The sequence below is a fragment of the Micromonospora sp. NBC_00421 genome (assembly GCF_036017915.1).
Classification (GTDB): Bacteria; Actinomycetota; Actinomycetes; order Mycobacteriales; family Micromonosporaceae; genus Micromonospora.
In genome coordinates this window covers 7,186,317-7,202,355 of record NZ_CP107929.1, presented here as the reverse complement: position 1 = coordinate 7,202,355, position 16,039 = coordinate 7,186,317, and the positions used below count along the sequence as shown (strand labels likewise).

Here is a 16,039-nt window from a genome sequence, read left to right as displayed (position 1 = left end):
GCACCAATCCGGGGTACCCGTCTGAGGATCCGCGCCGTGTTAGGAAGAGGCCCGGGGCGGACGCGGTGGGTCGCCCGTCGGGCGTCCGGCCCCCTGCGGTACGAAGACAGGGTGAGCGCCGTCAGCCTGTGGTCCGTCGTCCTGCCCGCCGCACCGAGCCCGGAACCGAGCAGCAGCTCGGGTGCCGACTGCCAGGGCAGCACCTCCTGCGAATACCTGTACCGGGTGACCGGTTCGGACTGGTTCGCCGAGGGGAGCTACTGGATCCTGCTCAAGCCGCTACGGGTGGTGTTGATCCTGTTGCTGGCACTGGTGGCCCGGTGGGCGCTGCACCGGACGATCAACCGGCTGGTCCGTACCACCACCGACGGGGCGGTGCCCACGCTGCTGCGTCCACTGCGCGAGCGGGTGCCCACCGCCACGCTCGACCCGACCGAGTTCGTGCCCGAACGGCGTCGCCAACGCGCCGAGGCGATCGGCTCCGTGCTGCGCAGCCTGGTCACCGCGTTCGTCTTCGGCATCGCCCTGCTGATGATCCTGCGCGAGTTCAGCTTCGACCTGGCCCCGCTGCTGGCCAGCGCCGGGATCGCCGGAGTGGCGCTCGGTTTCGGCGCGCAGAGCCTGGTGAAGGATCTGATCGCCGGGCTGTTCATGCTGATCGAGGACCAGTACGGGGTCGGCGACACGGTCGACCTGGGCGAGGCGACCGGGGTGGTCGAGGCGGTGGGGCTGCGGGTCACCACGGTCCGCGACGGTCGTGGGGTGCTCTGGTACATCCGCAACGGCGAGATCATCCGGGTGGGCAACAAGAGCCAGGGCTGGGCGCTGGTCGTGATCGACCTGCCGATCGGGTTCGCCGGCAGCGAGGAGGCCAACGCGGTGTTGCGGACGGCCGCCGCCTCGGTGGCGATGGACCCGGAGCTGGCCCCGGAGATCGTCGAGCCACCCGACGTGCTCGGGGTCGAGCAGGTGACGGTCGACGGCGCGGTGATCCGTACGGTGGTCAAGACCACCGCGGAGGGCCAGTTCGCGGTCGGCCGGGAGTTGCGCCGCAGGCTCGCCGAGGCGCTGGAGAACTCGGGCATCACCGCGCGGATCGCGGCGGCCCGGCTCTATCCGGGGCTGCCGCCGGTCGGCATGACCACCGGCCCCGCCGCCCCCGGCCCGGCCGCCCCCACCGGCACCGGGCAGAGCGGCCTCACCGGCACCGGGCAGGGCAGCGCGACCTGACGTCCACAGTGTGGCTCCGCAGGGCCGTCCACACGGGTTGCGGCCACCCGAAGGGCGCTGCTCGCGCACCGGCTGACCCCTCGGGTATCGTCCGTTCGTTCAGTCGGGGATACGACGATCAATCCGTTCGCCCTAGTCAGTTGTCAGACGATCGGGCAGAATCCGGTGCACGCGTTCCCGAGGAGCGTGATCGCGTCATCGCTGATCCGCGAATCTGACGACGGTGCCCCGCCGGGCCATCACAAGTGGCCGGCGTCGGGGCACGATGGAGGCGACGGTGTCCGACCAGCGACCCGATCCGGACCACCCGGCCACCTTCCGTGAGGTGTTCGGCCGGGCCGAGTTCCGAGCGGTCTTCGGCGCCAGCGTCCTGTCCTGGGTCGGTGACTACGTCGCCAAGGCCGCGGTCACCGTGCTGGTCTACCAGGAGAGCAGGTCCGTCGCCCTCTCCGCCGCCGCGTTCGCGGTCAGTTACCTGCCGTGGCTGGTCGGCGGTCCACTGCTCGCCGCGCTGGCCGAGCGGCACCGGCACCGGCAGGTGATGGTGACCTGCGACGTTATCCGGATGGTGCTGACCGCCCTGATCGTGCTGCCCGGTCTGCCGGTCTGGGCGATCCTGGCCCTGCTCTTCGCCGCCACCCTCGCCAACCCACCCGGGCAGGCCGCCCGATCGGCGCTGTTGCCGGTGATCCTCACCGGTGACCGGTTGGTGCTGGGCCTGTCGCTCAACGCGAGCGCCAGCCAGGCCGCACAGGTGGTCGGCTATCTGGCCGGCGCGGCGGTCGCCGCGGTCAGTCCGACGGCGGCGCTGCTGCTCAACGCGGCCACCTTCGGCCTGTCGGCCCTGATCGTCCAGTTCGGCGTCCACGATCGCGAGCCGACGCTGAGTGCGGCGCACCGCACCCATCTGCTGCGGGAGACCGGCGAGGGCTTCCGGATCGTCTTCGGCACCCCGGTCCTGCGGGCGGTCAGCCTGCTGGTGTTCAGCGCCATGCTCTTCTCGATCGTCCCGGAGGGTCTCGCTGCGGCCTGGGCCGGAGAGCGCTCCGGCAACGGCCTGGACTCCGGCGCCGCCCAGGCCGTCATCATGGCGGCCAACCCGGTCGGTTACATCGTCGGCGGCCTGCTCGTGGGGCGGTTGGTGTCACCTGCCGGCCGGCTCGCCCTGATGCGACCACTGGCGGTGCTCGCCCCGTTGGTCCTGGTCCCGGCGCTGCTGAATCCCCCGCCGGTGGTGGTCGCCCTGCTCGCGGCGGCCTGTGGCTTCGCGGTCGCCGGTCTGATCCCGACGGCGAACGGCCTCTTCGTCCGGGCCCTGCCCAACGGCTACCGGGCCCGTGCCTTCGGCGTGATGGCGACCGGTATCCAGGTGATCCAGGGTAGCGCGGTGCTGGCCACCGGCCTGCTCGCCGATCGCTTCTCGGTGCCGGTGGTGGTGGGGGTGTGGAGCGCCGCGGGGGTGCTGCTGATGCTGGTCACCGCGCTGCGCTGGCCGGCCCGGACGACCGTCGACGCCGCCGTGAAGGCCGCTGACCTGGCCAATGCCGCCACCGGTCCGCAGCCGGACGACCGGCCCGGCACGGCGCCGACGCGGGTCGGCGAGCAGGCCGGTCACCGGCACGCTGTGACGTGATCGGCCGGGCGGCGGCGCTCGTGGCACCGCCACACCTGGCAGGATGGAACGGTGAATTCCGCAGGCGAGTCCCGGCCCGTTCCGTCGATGACCCTCTTCGAGGCCGTCGGCGGTGAGCCCACCTTCCGCAGGTTGGTCGACAGGTTCTACGCCGGCATCGCCACCGACCCGCTGCTGCGGCCGATGTACCCGGAGGACGACCTCGGGCCGGCCGCCGAGCGGATGACGCTCTTCCTGATGCAGTACTGGGGCGGCCCGAACACCTACTCCGCCCAGCGGGGGCACCCCCGGCTGCGGATGCGGCACGCACCGTTCCGGATCGGCGCGGCCGAGCGGGACGCCTGGCTGCGCCACATGCGCCACGCGGTGGACGAGTTGGCGCTGCCGCCGGAGACCGCCACCGCCCTCTGGGACTACCTGGAGCGGTCGGCCTACTTCATGGTCAACGTGATGGAGGACCCGGCCTCCGGCTGACCGCACCGGCCGCCCGCTCAGAGCAGGGCGCCCTCGTCGTGCAACCAGTCGACGAAGGTGGTCGCCACTGCCGCCCCGCAGTCCAGCATCTCCACCAGCAGGGCATCGTGCGCCCCGGCACCGAGCGGCACCTGCAACTCGGCGTAGATGGGCAGTTGGCCGCGCTCGGTCGGGTCACCGACATAGGCCTTGCAGAACCGCCGGGTGTGGTTCCACTCGTTGACCACCCGGTAGGCCCGGTCTGCCCAGTCCGGCGGGACGGTCGCGTGTGGACGGGCCCGCATCACCAGGATCTCGTCCTCGGGGCCCTCGAGGGTGACCAGCACCGCGTGCCGTTCCCACATGGCCAGCAGGTTGCCGTCGCCGTCGGCCAGATAACGCACGTCGAGCAGATCGAGCGCGTCACAGACCCGGGCGAGGGTGACCGGTGCCACGGAGACCGGCCGGTCGGTCACCACCGGCCGCTCGCTGACCGGACAGTCGTCCGCCGGCTGGCGGGGGGACGGTGGCCCCACCCGGACACTGTCCACCGTGATCCCGCTTCGAGTTTCCGAGTCGCCGCCAGCGGCGGGACCAGGGCGCCATGACCACCACGGCATCGCTCGCGCACCTCACTCCCCAGCGGATCCAATCGCCTACGGTGCGTTGGATCCGAGGATGGACGGTACCCGGACAGCCGGGTTGAGACACCCCCCCAACGGCAGCCCCAGTCCGGAAGAATGAGCCGGGGTCATACTTTCGGCTGATCCCGTACCGGACGAATTGCGAGATCGGGAACTTTCCGCGACCAGGCGGCTCCGTATGGTCCCACCAGGCCGACCCACCGACCGGCCACCCGGACCTGGACCTCCCTCGCCCCACCGCCACCGGCCGGGCCGAGGAATCCCATCCGGACCAGACCCTGCACCAGTCGTTGGGTCACCTCCACCGGCTCGGTCGGCCCGGTGTCCGGGGTGACGGTCACCGCGACATGGTCCAACAGCGCGTCCCGCAGCATCCGCTGCCCCACCGCGCGACCGCGTACCCCCTCGGTGGCGGCGGCACGCAGGGTGCCCGCCGCCGCCTCGGCGATCCCTCTCAGCTCGGCGGCGGGCAGCGCCTCGACCGGTCGACTCGCCGCCGGGGGCAGCGGCCAGCGCCACCGGTCGTCCCGGGCCGGGGGCAACGGCCAGGGCCACCGGTCGCCGTCGGCCAGGGCATCGCCGGCCGCGGGCGGCCCGGCGTCGGCCGGGGCCAACCGGGCCAGCAGCTCGGCCGCGACCACCGTGACGTCGGCCGGGGCCCGCCCCGCCACCGTCCGGACCACAAGCACGTCCCACGGCAACCGGGCCCAGAGGGCGGTACGGCCGACATCGGCCAGCGGGCGCAACCGGACCACCGTGGCCGGGTCGAAGCGCACCAGCCGGGCGAGGAAGGCCCCCGCGTCGGCCGTGTCCCCGCGCCCGGCGTGGGCGACGTCCCCGCGCCCCGCGTCGGCCGCGCCTGCGTGAACCGGGTGGGGAGTGTCCCCGCGCCCCTGGTGGGCGGGCGACCCGGCGTTCACGCCGCTCCGCCGGTCAGGGCCCACGACGCCAGGAAGGCCCGCTCGTCGTCGCTGAGCCGGCGGGGCCGCTTCTCGACCAGGTCGAACGGGACCAGCACCGAACGGGCGGTGCTGGCCAGCACCGCACCGTCGTACAGCTCGTAGGCGACGGTGAACGAGGCGGCCCGGATCCGCTCCACCCACAGCTCGATCCGGACGGTCGGCGCGGCCTCGGCGGTCGCCCGGCCGAGCGCGTAGTCGACCGGGCGCAGGTAGTCGACCTCGTGTCGGCGGATGACGACCCCGTCGGCGAACGAGCCGACCCCCCACGCCTTGCCGCCGGCGAACATCAACGCCACCCGCGCCTCCTCGTACAGGGTGAGGAAGCGCGAGTTGTTGACGTGGCCGTACGCGTCCAGGTCGGACCAGCGCAGGGTGCAGTGGTAGACGAAACGGTCCGCCATGTTCAGTCGCGGGTCAGCTTGCGGTAGGTCACCCGGTGCGGGCGGGCCGCCTCGGCGCCGAGCCGGTCGATCTTGTTCTTCTCGTACGCGTCGAAGTTGCCCTCGAACCAGAACCACTTCGACGGGTTCTCGTCGTCGCCCTCCCAGGCCAGGATGTGGGTGGCGACCCGGTCGAGGAACATCCGGTCGTGGGAGATCACCACGGCGCAGCCGGGGAACTCCAGCAGCGCGTTCTCCAGGCTGGACAGCGTCTCGACGTCCAGGTCGTTGGTCGGCTCGTCGAGCAGGATCACGTTGCCGCCGATCTTGAGGGTCAGCGCCAGGTTGAGCCGGTTGCGCTCGCCACCGGAGAGCACCTTGGTCGGCTTCTGCTGGTCGGGCCCCTTGAACCCGAACGCCGCGATGTACGCCCGGGACGGCATCTCGACCTTGCCCACCATGAGGTAGTCCAGCCCGTCGGAGACGACCTCCCAGACGGTCTTGTCGCCGTCCAGGCCCTCGCGGTTCTGGTCGACGTACGACAGGGCGACGGTGGGGCCGACCCGGACCTCGCCGCTGGTCGGCTGCTCCAGCCCGACGATGGTCTTGAACAGGGTGGTCTTGCCGACGCCGTTCGGGCCGATGATGCCGACGATGCCGTTGCGCGGCAGCGAGAACGACAGGTCGTCGATCAGCAGCCGGTCGCCGAAGCCCTTGCCGAGCTGGTTGGCCTCGATCACCGTGCTGCCCAGGCGCGGGCCCGGCGGGATCTGGATCTCCTCGAAGTCCAGCTTGCGGGTCTTCTCCGCCTCGGTGGCCATCTCGTCGTAGCGGTCCAGGCGGGCCTTGGACTTGGTCTGGCGGGCCTTGGCGTTGGAGCGGACCCACTCCAGCTCCTCGGTGAGCCGCTTCTTCATCTTGGCGTCCCGGCGACCCTCGACGGCCAGCCGGGCGGCCTTCTTCTCCAGGTAGGTGGAGTAGTTGCCCTCGTAGCCGATGGCCCGGCCCCGGTCCAGTTCCAGGATCCAGCCGGCCACCTTGTCCAGGAAGTACCGGTCGTGGGTGATCGCCATGACGGTGCCGGCGTACTTGGCCAGGTGCTGCTCAAGCCAGGAGACGCTCTCCGCGTCCAGGTGGTTGGTGGGCTCGTCGAGCAGCAGCAGGTCGGGTGCCTCCAGCAGCAGCTTGCACAGCGCGACCCGGCGGCGCTCACCACCGGAGAGCTGGGTCACGTCGGCGTCCGGCGGTGGGCAGCGCAGCGCGTCCATGGCGAGTTCGAGCTTGGAGTCGATGTCCCACGCGTCGGCGTGGTCCAGCTCCTCCTGGAGCCGGCCCATCTCCTCCATCAGCTCGTCGGAGTAGTCGGTGGCCATCTGCTCGGCGATGGCGTTGAACCGCTCCAGCTTGGCCTTGGTCTCGGCGACCGCCTCCTCGACGTTGCCGAGCACGGTCTTGCTGTCGTTGAGCGGGGGCTCCTGGGCGAGCATGCCGACGGTGTAGCCGGGCATGAGCCGGGCCTCGCCGTTGCTCGGCTTGTCCAGCCCTGCCATGATCTTGAGGAGGCTGGACTTGCCGGCGCCGTTCGGACCGACCACACCGATCTTGGCCCCCGGCAGGAAGCTCAGCGTCACGTTGTCGAGCACGACCTTGTCGCCGTGCGCCTTGCGCGCCTTTTCCAGGACGTAGATGTACTGGGCCACGGTGCGGGCTACCTCCGTCGATTGCTGTCGCCTCGGGCGGCGGCGCGGCGCGGGCTGCGACCTTCGCCCGCCGCCGCCGGCCGGGGGCCGGCCACGCGCACGCCATAGTCAATCCTGACAGGTACGGCCCGCCGCGCCCACATCACCCCGCCCCGGCAGCGGTACGGCGTGCCGCGTTGCGGCAGCGCGGTATAACTGGTTAGCGTCTTTGTATGACCAAGAAGATCGCGGTGAGCCTGCCGGACGACGTCGCGGAGCGGTTGGCCCGGGAGCCGAACGTCTCCGCCTTCGTCGCGCGGGCGGTGCGTCGTCAGATGGCCGGTGAGCAGACCCGGGCGGTCCTCTCCCACGCCGGGTTCGCGATCACCGACGAGGACGTGGCCCGGGCCCACGCGGAGATGCAGCAGCTCGCCGCCGGCATCACGCCCGAGCTTCGCGAGCAGGCCACGCGAGTCCAGACAGAGGTACGCGCCGCGCGGGCCAGGGCCCGCCGGTGACGCAGTTCGGCCTGGCGCTCGACACCGCCGCGCTGCTTGCCTACTCGTCCGGCGCCAGGGCCGTCGGGGTGCGGATCGCCGAGGCCGCCGACTACGCCCGGGACGTGCTGGTACCCGGCCTCTGCCTGGCACACGCCCACGAGCGGGCCACGGTCGCGCAGTGGGAACTGCTCGAACTGCTCGCCGCGCTGCCCCAGGTGCAGGTCACTGCGGTGGAGCCGGACATGTGCAGCTACCTCGGCGGCTGGTCGCGCCGGATGAGCGGCCGGCTGGATCTGGCCCAGCTCGCCATGGAAGCCGCCACCAACCCCCTGGTGCCGATCATGACGGACCGGCGGGAACTGCTCGCTGAGGTGTTACCCAAGCAGTGGCCGGTCATCGACCTCTGAGCAGGCGATGTCGACAAGATCACGGTACGGGTTCAGCAGGCGTGGTACGGGTAGGTAACTGCGGCACTGGGTCCCAGAGGCCGCAGCTACGCTCAGTACGCTCATCGCGGTGGACCCGTCAGCACCCGGAGGTGGCCGATCGTGACCGTCCGTAGCTCCTTTGTCGTTGTGGCCAACCGACTGCCGGTCGACGAGGTGAGCACACCTGAGGGACGGCAGTGGCGACGCAGCCCGGGTGGGCTGGTCACCGCGCTGCACCCCGTCCTCGCCGAGCATCGGGGCACCTGGGTCGGCTGGGCCGGTGGCACCGGCGCCGCCCCGGAGCCGTTCGACCTGGAGGGCATCCGACTGCACCCGGTGCCGTTGAGTGCCGAGGAGTTGGAACGCTACTACGAGGGCCAGTCCAACGCGACCATCTGGCCGCTCTACCACGACGCCGTCGAGACCCCCGCCTACAAGCGCCGCTGGCGGGAGGCGTACCGGCTGGTCAACGCCCGGTTCGCAGAGGCCGCGGCGGACGTCGCGGCCGAGGGCGCGACGGTCTGGGTGCAGGACTACCAGCTCCAGCTGGTCCCGGCGATGCTGCGCGAGCTGCGGCCGGATCTCAAGATCGGCTTCTTCCTGCACATCCCGTTCCCGCCGATCGAGTTGTTCATGCAGATGCCGTTCCGCACCGAGATCCTGCGCGGTCTGCTCGGCAGTGACCTGGTCGGTTTCCAGCAGCGGTTGGCCGCGCAGAACTTCGTCCGGCTGGCCCGGCACCTGCTCGGCCTGCGCTACGAGGGCCAGATGATCCAGGTCGACGGGCGGCAGGTGAAGGCCGGCGCGTTCCCGATCTCCATCGAGACCAGGGAGATGGAGCGGCTGGCCGAGGACCCGGCGATCCAGGCGCGGGCCAAGCAGATCCGCGAGGAGCTGGGCAACCCCAAGACGATCATCCTGGGCGTGGACCGGCTCGACTACACCAAGGGCATCGAGCTCAGACTCAAGGCTTTCCGCGAACTTCTTGCTGACGGAAAGTTGACAGTTCCGGACGCGGTTATGGTGCAGGTCGCCACCCCCAGCCGCGAGCGCGTGGAGCACTACCAGGCACTTCGTGTCAAGGTAGAACGCGAGGTTGGTCGGATTAATGGCGAATTCGGCAGGGTCGGCGTGCCTGCGGTGCATTATCTGCATCAGTCGTACAGTCGCTCCGAACTGGCCGCGATGTACGTCGCGGCCGACGTGATGATGGTGACCCCGCTGCGAGACGGAATGAACCTGGTGGCCAAGGAGTACGTCGCGTCGCGCGCCGACCAGGGCGGTGCGCTCGTGCTCAGCGAATTCGCGGGCGCGGCCACCGAGCTGCGTCAGGCGTTCCTGTGCAACCCGCACGACCCCGACGCCGTCAAGGACGCCCTCCTGCGGGCTGTACACGTAGAGAAGCCGGAGGCCCGTCGACGCATGCGGATCATGCAACGTCATCTGCGCACCCACGATGTGGGGCACTGGGCGAATTCCTTTTTGACCGAGTTGGGCGCACCGGGGACGGAGGCCGAGTGAACGCCCCCACCGCCGAGATCATCACCCCCGCCGCCGGGACGATGGACCCGGAGCTGCTCGCCGCGATCGGCCGGATCGCCCGCGTACCACAGCTCCTGGTCGCCTGCGACTACGACGGCACCCTCGCGCCGATCGTCGAGGACCCGAGCAAGGCGGTGCCGCTGCCCGAGTCGGTCGCCGCCGTCCGGGCGCTGGCCGCGCTGCCGCAGACCACAGTCGCGGTGGTCTCCGGGCGCGCGCTGCGCGACCTGGCCGCGCTGTCCCGGCTGCCCAACGAGATCCACCTCGTCGGCAGCCACGGCTCCGAGTTCGACATCGGCTTCGTCGAGCGGCTCTCCCCCGAACTGGTCGCGGTCCGCACCCGGCTGCGCGACGCGCTGCGCGAGATCGCCGTCGCCCACCCGGGGGTACGGCTGGAGCGCAAGCCGGCCAGCGTCGCGGTGCACACCCGCGGGGTCGACCCGCAGGTCGCCGCCGCCGCCGTCGAGGCGGTCCGCAACGGGCCGGCGAAGTGGGACGACGTCACCGTCACCCAGGGCAAGGAGGTCATCGAGCTGTCGGTGGTCGCCACCCACAAGGGCACCGCGGTCGACCAGCTCCGGACCCAGCTCTCGGCCAGCGCGGTGCTCTTCATCGGCGACGACGTCACCGACGAGAACGCCTTCGGCAACCTGCACGGCCCCGACCTGGGCATCAAGATCGGCCCCGGCGACACCCAGGCGCACTACCGGGTGGCCGAGCCGATCGAGGCGGCCCGCGCGCTCGGTCTGCTGCTGGAGACCCGCCGGCACTGGCTCTTCGGCGAGCGGGCGGTGCCTATCGAGCGGCACTCGATGCTGGCCAACGGCCGTACCGTCGCGCTGCTCACCCCCGAGGCCAAGGTCAGCTGGCTCTGCCACCCCAAGCCCGACTCGGCGGCGATCTTCGCCGACCTGGTCGGCGGCAGCCCGGCCGGGCACTTCACGGTCGGGCCGGAGCGCGGCGGAATCCCGCTGGGCCAGCGTTACCGCAACGGCACGATGACCGTCGAGACCCGCTGGTCGGGGCTCACCGTCACCGACTGGCTGGACCTACCGGCCCGGGAGACCACCCCGGACGGCCCGGCGGTCATCACCGGTGACTCCACCCTGGTCCGGGTGCTCACCGGCTCAGGCCGGGCCCGGATCGAGTTCGCCCCGCGCCCCGAGTTCGGCCAGGTCGCCACCCAGCTCCAGCCGATGGACGACGGCCTGCTGGTGCTCGGCTCCAACGAGCCGGTCGCGCTCTACTCCCCCGGGGTGTCCTGGCAGGTCCGCAACGACGGCGGGTACCAGACCGCGCACGCCGTGGTCGACCTCTCCGCCACCGGCGGCCGGGTGGTGCTGGAGCTACGCTTCGGCACGCACAGCCTGGAGGACCACACGGTCGCCATCCACGACCGGCAGGCCAGGGCCGAGCAGCCCTGGAAGGACTGGGTGGCCTCGCTACGGCTGCCCGCCACCGCCCGGGACCTGGTCGCCCGCAGCGCGCTCACCCTGCGCGGGCTCTGCCACGAGGCGACCGGCTCGATCCTGGCGGCGGCGACCACCTCGCTGCCGGAGGAGCTGGGCGGCGTCCGCAACTGGGACTACCGGTACTGCTGGCTGCGCGACGCGGCGATGACCGCGCGGGCCCTGGTCGACCTCGGCTCGATCGAGGAGGCCGAGGCGCTGCTGCGCTGGGTGGACGGCTGCATCGAGCGCACCGGCGGGCACCCCGAGCGGCTGCACCCGCTCTACACCGTCGACGGTTACGAGCTGGGTGCCGAGGCGGTCATCGACACCCTGCCCGGGTACGCCGGTTCCCGGCCGGTCCGGGTCGGCAACCTCGCCAACCACCAGCTCCAACTGGACGTCTTCGGGCCGATCGCCGATCTGATCGCGGCCGTCGCCGACGCCCGGGGTTCGGTCCGCGACGACGAGTGGCGGGTGCTCGACAACATGGTCGAGGCGGTCCGTCGCCGCTGGCACGAGCCCGACCACGGCATCTGGGAGGCCCGCCTCCCACCTCGGCACCACATCTTCTCGAAGGTGATGTGCTGGATGACCGTCGACCGGGCCCTGCACGTGGTGCGTCAGCACGACGGCGAGGACCGGCCGGAGTGGGTCGAACTGCGCGACCGGATCGGTGCCAACGTGCTGGAGAACGGCTGGCACGAGGAGGTCGAGGCGTACAGCGTCGCGTACGGCGACGAGGACATGGACGCCTCCTCGCTCTGGATCGGGCTCTCCGGCCTCCTCCCGGGGGACGACCCGCGCTTCCTCTCCACCGTGCTCAAGATCGAGGCGGATCTGCGCAGCGGTCCGGTCGTCTACCGGTACCACTGGGACGACGGCCTGCCCGGCCGGGAGGGTGGCTTCCACATCTGCACGGCGTGGCTGATCGAGGCGTACCTGCGCACCGGTCGGCGCACCGACGCCGAGGAGCTGTTCGCCCAGATGGTCGACACCGCCGGCCCGACCGGGCTGCTCCCCGAGCAGTACGACCCGCTTGCCGAACGCGGGTTGGGCAACCACCCGCAGGCGTACAGCCACCTCGGGCTGATCCGCTGCGCCCTGCTGCTCGACAACATGCTCAAGCAGTGATCTGAACAGCACCGACGACGGCCGGGAGGAGCCACTCCCGGCCGTCGTCGCGTTCGTACCGTCCCGCAGCGCCTACCGTCCCGCTGACCGCCGCCCCGGGCCCGACGGTAACCGCCCCGGGTCCGGTGGTCAGCGCCGCGGGTCTCTCGGCACGGCGACGAGGCTCGGCACCGTGTGGCGGGCTCCAGAGCTGACATTCGCGTGCTTTGGAGCTGATGACGTATGCGACTCACCCGCGCTGCTGCTGCCCGCGACGGTCGACGACCAGGCTGACGACCCGGTCCCACACCGCCGCGAGCGATTCGTTGACGTCATCAGGTCCAAAGGGGCCGCGCACGGTCATAGTCGGCCGGCCGGCACTGCTCGTCGCTGCTGCCAGTCGCCGTCCCTCGGCCCGGCGGTCAGGTGGTGAGGGCGTCGACCACGTCGCCGATCACCACGATGGCCGGTGGACGCAGACCCGCCTCGACGACGTCCGCCGCCACCGCGCCGAGGGTCGAGCGGAGGCTCCGCTGGCTCCCCGTGGTGCCCTCCTGGATCACCGCGACCGGGGTCGCCGCGTCCCGGCCGTGGTGGGTCAGGACGGCGGTGATGGCGGCCAGGTTCTTCAGCCCCATCAGCACCACGAGGGTGCCGCGCAGGCCGGCGAGGGCCTCCCAGCGCACCAGGGAGACCGGCGAGTCCGGGGCGACGTGCCCGGAGACCACTGTGAACTCGTGCGCCACCGACCGGTGGGTGACCGGGACACCAGCCGCCGCCGGCACGGCGATCGCACTGGTCACCCCCGGCACCACGGTCACCGGTACGCCGGCCGCCGCGCAGGCCAGCAGCTCCTCCCCGCCACGGCCGAAGACGTACGGGTCACCGCCCTTGAGCCGGACCACGACCTTCCCGGCGAGCGCCCGGTCGACCAGGATCCGGTTGATCTCCTCCTGCGCGCGGGACGGCCCGTAGGGGATCTTGGCGGCGTCGACCAGCTCGACGTCGGGGCGCAACTCGTCCAGGAGCAGCCCGGGGACCAGCCGGTCGGCGACCACCACGTCCGCCTCGGTGAGCAGCCGCCACCCCTTCACGGTGATCAGCTCCGGGTCGCCCGGTCCCGCGCCGACAAGCGACACCCGTCCGATCGGGCCGGGGGGAGGGGCCTCCCCGCTTCCCAGCCCGGCCGGTACCGGACCCTGCGCGCCCGCGGCGACCCCGACCACCACGGTCTCCCCCGGATCGGCGAGCAGCCCGGTCCGCGCGGTGAGCAGTTCCCGGACGGCGTCCCGGACACTCATCGCCCGGTGCGGGTCGCCCCCGCCCAACACGGCCACCGTCACCGGCCCGTGCCGGGTGACCGCCGGGGTCCAGGCGGTGGCCGCCGCCCGGTCGTCGGCCCGCACGCAGAAGATCCGCCGTTCGGCGGCGACCGCGCTGACCGAGGCGGCGGCGTGCGGGTCGTCCACCGCGACCTGCACCAGCCATGCGCCGTCCAGGTCGTCGGGGGCGAACCGGCGGGGCCGCCAGTGCAGCCGCCCGGCATCGACGTGCGCGCGCAGCGCCGGGGTCACCTCGGGGGCGACCAGCAGCACGTCGGCGCCGGCGTCCAGCAGGGCGGGCACCCGGCGGCTGGCCACGGCGCCGCCGCCCACCACGACCACCCGCCGCCCGGCGAGCCGCAGGCCGAGGGGGTACGGGTTGGCGCTCACTTCTCGGAGACCCCCGCCGCATCGAAGGTGGCCACCTCGTGCAGCACCCGGACCGCGCCGGTGACCACGGGCAACGCCAGCAGCGCGCCGGTGCCCTCGCCGAGCCGCAGGCCCAGGTCGACAAGCGGGTCGAGGCCGAGGTGGCGCAGCGCCACGCTGGCACCCGGCTCGGCGGAGCGGTGCCCGGCGATCATCGCGCCGACCGCGTCGGGGGCGAGGGCGGCGGCGACCAGCGCGGCGCTGACCGCGATCACCCCGTCGAGCAGCACCGGAACCCGGCGGGCCGCCGCACCGAGGATCAGGCCGGCAAGCGCCGCGTGCTCCAGGCCACCGACGGCCGCCAGCACCCCCAGCGGATCGGCCGGGTCGGGCCGGTGCCGCTCCAGCGCCGCCCGCACCACGCCGACCTTGCGCCGGTACGTCTCGTCGTCCACCCCGGTCCCCCGGCCGGTCGCCTCGCCCGGGTCCACCCCGGTGAAAGCGGCGATCAGTGCGGCGGACGGCGTGGTGTTGGCGATCCCCATGTCCCCGGTGAGCAGCACACCCGCCCCGGCGTCGACCAACTCGTCGGCGACCCGGATGCCGACCTCGATCGCCGCCCGCGCCTCGTCCCGGGTGAGTGCGGCGGTGACCGTCATGTCCCGGGTGCCCCGCCGCACGTTCGCGTCGACCAGGCGCGGCGGCGCGAGGACGGCACCGGTCGGGCCGCCCGCCGGGCCGGCGGTGCCGGCGGTCGCCTCGGGTGGGAATGACAGCGGGGTGGCGACCCCGACGTCGACCACGGTGACCGAGGCGCCGGCCTGCCGGGCGAACGCGTTGACCACCGCCCCGCCGGCCAGGAAGTTTCCGATCATCTGGGCGGTGACCTCCTGCGGCCACGGGGTGACCCGCTGGGCGTGCACGCCGTGGTCACCGGCGAAGATCGCCACCGCCGCCGGTTCGGGCAGCGGGGGCGGGCAGGCTCCGGCCAGGCCGGCCAGGCGTACGGACAGCTCCTCCAGGGCACCGAGTGAGCCGGCCGGCTTGGTGAGCCGGGCCTGGAGGTCCCGGGCGGCGGTCATCGCCGACCCGTCGAGCGGACCGATCGCCGCGATCGTCGTCTCCAGCATCATGCCTCCAGGATCTCCGCCAGTATCTCGATGAACGCGTCGGTGGTCGCCGGGTCGCGGACGGCGATCCGCAGCCAGTCCGGTCCCAGCCCGGGGAAGGTGTCGCCGCGTCGGACGGCCCAGCCGCGCTCGCGCAGCAACTGGCGTAGCCGGTCGGCCCCGGGCCGGTGGATCAGGACGAAGGCGCTGGCCGGGCGGCCCGCGACGCGTACCCCGGGCAGAGCCGACAGGCGGGTCACCAGGTGCTCGCGGTCGGTGGCGAGCCGGGCGGCGACGGCGCGCTCGACGGCGACGGCGGTCGGCGACGCGACTGCGGTGGCGGCGGCCAGCGCCGGGGTGGAGACGGCCCAGAGCGGCTGGGCGGCGGCCAGCCGTTCCAGCAGGGCGGCCTCGCCCAGCAGGTAACCGATCCGCAGGCCCGCCAGCCCCCAGGTCTTGGTGAGGCTGCGCACCACCACCAGGCCGGGCAGGTCCCGACGATCGGCGAGCGACTCCGGCTCACCGTCGACGCCGGGTACGCCGGTGGTGTCGGAGAACGCCTCGTCGATGACGAGCACCCGGCCGGGGCGGGCCAGCCCGGCCAGGTCGGCGGCGGGGTGCAGCACGGAGGTCGGGTTGGTCGGGTTGCCGATCATGACCAGGTCGGCGTCGACCGGCACCCGGGCCGGGTCGAGCCGGAAACCGTCGGCGGCGTCGAGCAGCACCCGCTCGACCTGGTGGCCTGCGGCCCGCAGAGCAGCCTCCGGCTCGGTGAACTGCGGGTGCACCACCACCGGCCGGCGTACCCCGGTCAGGGCGCGGGCGAGCAGCACGAAGCCCTCGGCGGCACCGGCGGTGAGCAGCACCTCCGCCGGTGGACGGCGGTGCCGGGCGGCGACGGCGGCGCGGGCCGGGCGGGGGTCGGGGTAGCCGGCCAGGTCGGCGAGGGCGGCCGTGATCGGGTCGGCCAGCCAGTCCGGCATCGGGTCCCGGCGGACGTTCACGGCCAGGTCGACCAGGCCGGGGGCGGCCTCGGCGTCGCCGTGGTGGGCGAGGTCCGGCTCGGTGCCGGTGGCCGGCGCGGTGCCTGTCGGTTGCCCTTGCATGACCGCGATCCTGCCGGGAAGCCGACGCCTGGGACAGCCGATCCGGGCGTGGGCCACATCACGGGACTCGACCAACTCCGGAGCGTTCATGAATTCTTCTCATGGATGAATCGGAAATGTC

General features: G+C 72.6%; 14 protein-coding genes. 7 read left to right on the top strand and 7 right to left on the bottom strand.

What is annotated here, in order from left to right; translation table 11 throughout:
• The first annotated feature begins 93 nt into the window (after positions 1-93).
• The 3 genes from OHQ87_RS31160 (at position 94) to OHQ87_RS31150 (ending at position 3,337) form a co-directional block, all read left to right on the top strand.
• The gene (locus OHQ87_RS31160; RefSeq protein WP_442930871.1) at positions 94-1,230 is read left to right on the top strand and encodes a mechanosensitive ion channel family protein; all 1,137 of its coding nucleotides are present in this window, start codon (positions 94-96) and stop codon (positions 1,228-1,230) included.
• Between the two features lie 265 nt (positions 1,231-1,495).
• Positions 1,496-2,863, top strand: a complete 1,368-nt coding sequence (locus OHQ87_RS31155; protein ID WP_328343707.1) for an MFS transporter — start codon at positions 1,496-1,498, stop codon at positions 2,861-2,863.
• Positions 2,864-2,950: 87 nt separating this feature from the next.
• A complete protein-coding gene (locus OHQ87_RS31150) occupies positions 2,951-3,337 on the top strand; it encodes a globin (protein ID WP_328343705.1) in 387 nt (128 codons plus the stop codon).
• Between the two features lie 17 nt (positions 3,338-3,354).
• Here the strand turns inward: OHQ87_RS31150 and OHQ87_RS31145 are convergent, their stop codons facing one another.
• From OHQ87_RS31145 to ettA, 4 genes are all read right to left on the bottom strand, one after another.
• Entirely contained in the window at positions 3,355-3,936 is a 582-nt protein-coding gene (locus OHQ87_RS31145; RefSeq protein WP_328343703.1) for a YbjN domain-containing protein, read from the bottom strand.
• 131 nt (positions 3,937-4,067) lie between these two features.
• Positions 4,068-4,880: a hypothetical protein gene (locus OHQ87_RS31140; RefSeq protein WP_442930630.1), complete on the bottom strand. Its 813-nt coding sequence runs from the start codon at positions 4,878-4,880 to the stop codon at positions 4,068-4,070.
• Positions 4,877-5,323: an acyl-CoA thioesterase gene (locus OHQ87_RS31135; RefSeq protein WP_328343701.1), complete on the bottom strand. Its 447-nt coding sequence runs from the start codon at positions 5,321-5,323 to the stop codon at positions 4,877-4,879. Before OHQ87_RS31135 ends, OHQ87_RS31140 begins: the two co-directional genes overlap by 4 nt.
• Before the next feature lie 2 nt (positions 5,324-5,325).
• A complete protein-coding gene (gene ettA, locus OHQ87_RS31130; RefSeq protein ID WP_328343699.1) occupies positions 5,326-7,002 on the bottom strand; it encodes an energy-dependent translational throttle protein EttA in 1,677 nt (558 codons plus the stop codon).
• Between the two features lie 212 nt (positions 7,003-7,214).
• Here ettA and OHQ87_RS31125 point away from each other — a divergent pair, with 212 nt between their 5' ends.
• The 4 genes from OHQ87_RS31125 to otsB all read left to right on the top strand — a co-directional run bounded on the left by OHQ87_RS31125 (position 7,215) and on the right by otsB (position 12,033).
• Positions 7,215-7,499, top strand: coding sequence for a hypothetical protein (locus tag OHQ87_RS31125; RefSeq protein ID WP_328343697.1), 285 nt, complete (start codon positions 7,215-7,217; stop codon positions 7,497-7,499).
• A complete protein-coding gene (locus OHQ87_RS31120) occupies positions 7,496-7,888 on the top strand; it encodes a hypothetical protein (protein ID WP_328343695.1) in 393 nt (130 codons plus the stop codon). The genes OHQ87_RS31125 and OHQ87_RS31120 overlap by 4 nt, the downstream gene beginning before the upstream one ends.
• 141 nt (positions 7,889-8,029) lie before the next feature.
• Positions 8,030-9,430, top strand: coding sequence for an alpha,alpha-trehalose-phosphate synthase (UDP-forming) (locus OHQ87_RS31115; RefSeq protein ID WP_328343693.1), 1,401 nt, complete (start codon positions 8,030-8,032; stop codon positions 9,428-9,430).
• Positions 9,431-9,471: 41 nt separating this feature from the next.
• A complete protein-coding gene (gene otsB, locus OHQ87_RS31110) occupies positions 9,472-12,033 on the top strand; it encodes a trehalose-phosphatase (protein ID WP_328349105.1) in 2,562 nt (853 codons plus the stop codon).
• A gap of 401 nt (positions 12,034-12,434) precedes the next feature.
• Here otsB and cobA read toward each other — a convergent pair whose 3' ends face one another.
• From cobA to cobC, 3 genes are read right to left on the bottom strand one after another with little or no spacing between them, the layout of a single operon-like run.
• Positions 12,435-13,724 (bottom strand): uroporphyrinogen-III C-methyltransferase, encoded by a 1,290-nt coding sequence (cobA, locus tag OHQ87_RS31105; RefSeq protein WP_328343691.1) that lies wholly within the window; start codon positions 13,722-13,724, stop codon positions 12,435-12,437.
• Positions 13,721-14,833, bottom strand: coding sequence for a nicotinate-nucleotide--dimethylbenzimidazole phosphoribosyltransferase (gene cobT / locus OHQ87_RS31100; protein WP_328349103.1), 1,113 nt, complete (start codon positions 14,831-14,833; stop codon positions 13,721-13,723). The genes cobA and cobT overlap by 4 nt, the downstream gene beginning before the upstream one ends.
• Positions 14,833-15,918: an Rv2231c family pyridoxal phosphate-dependent protein CobC gene (gene cobC / locus OHQ87_RS31095; protein WP_328343689.1), complete on the bottom strand. Its 1,086-nt coding sequence runs from the start codon at positions 15,916-15,918 to the stop codon at positions 14,833-14,835. Before cobC ends, cobT begins: the two co-directional genes overlap by 1 nt.
• Positions 15,919-16,039 lie beyond the last annotated feature (121 nt).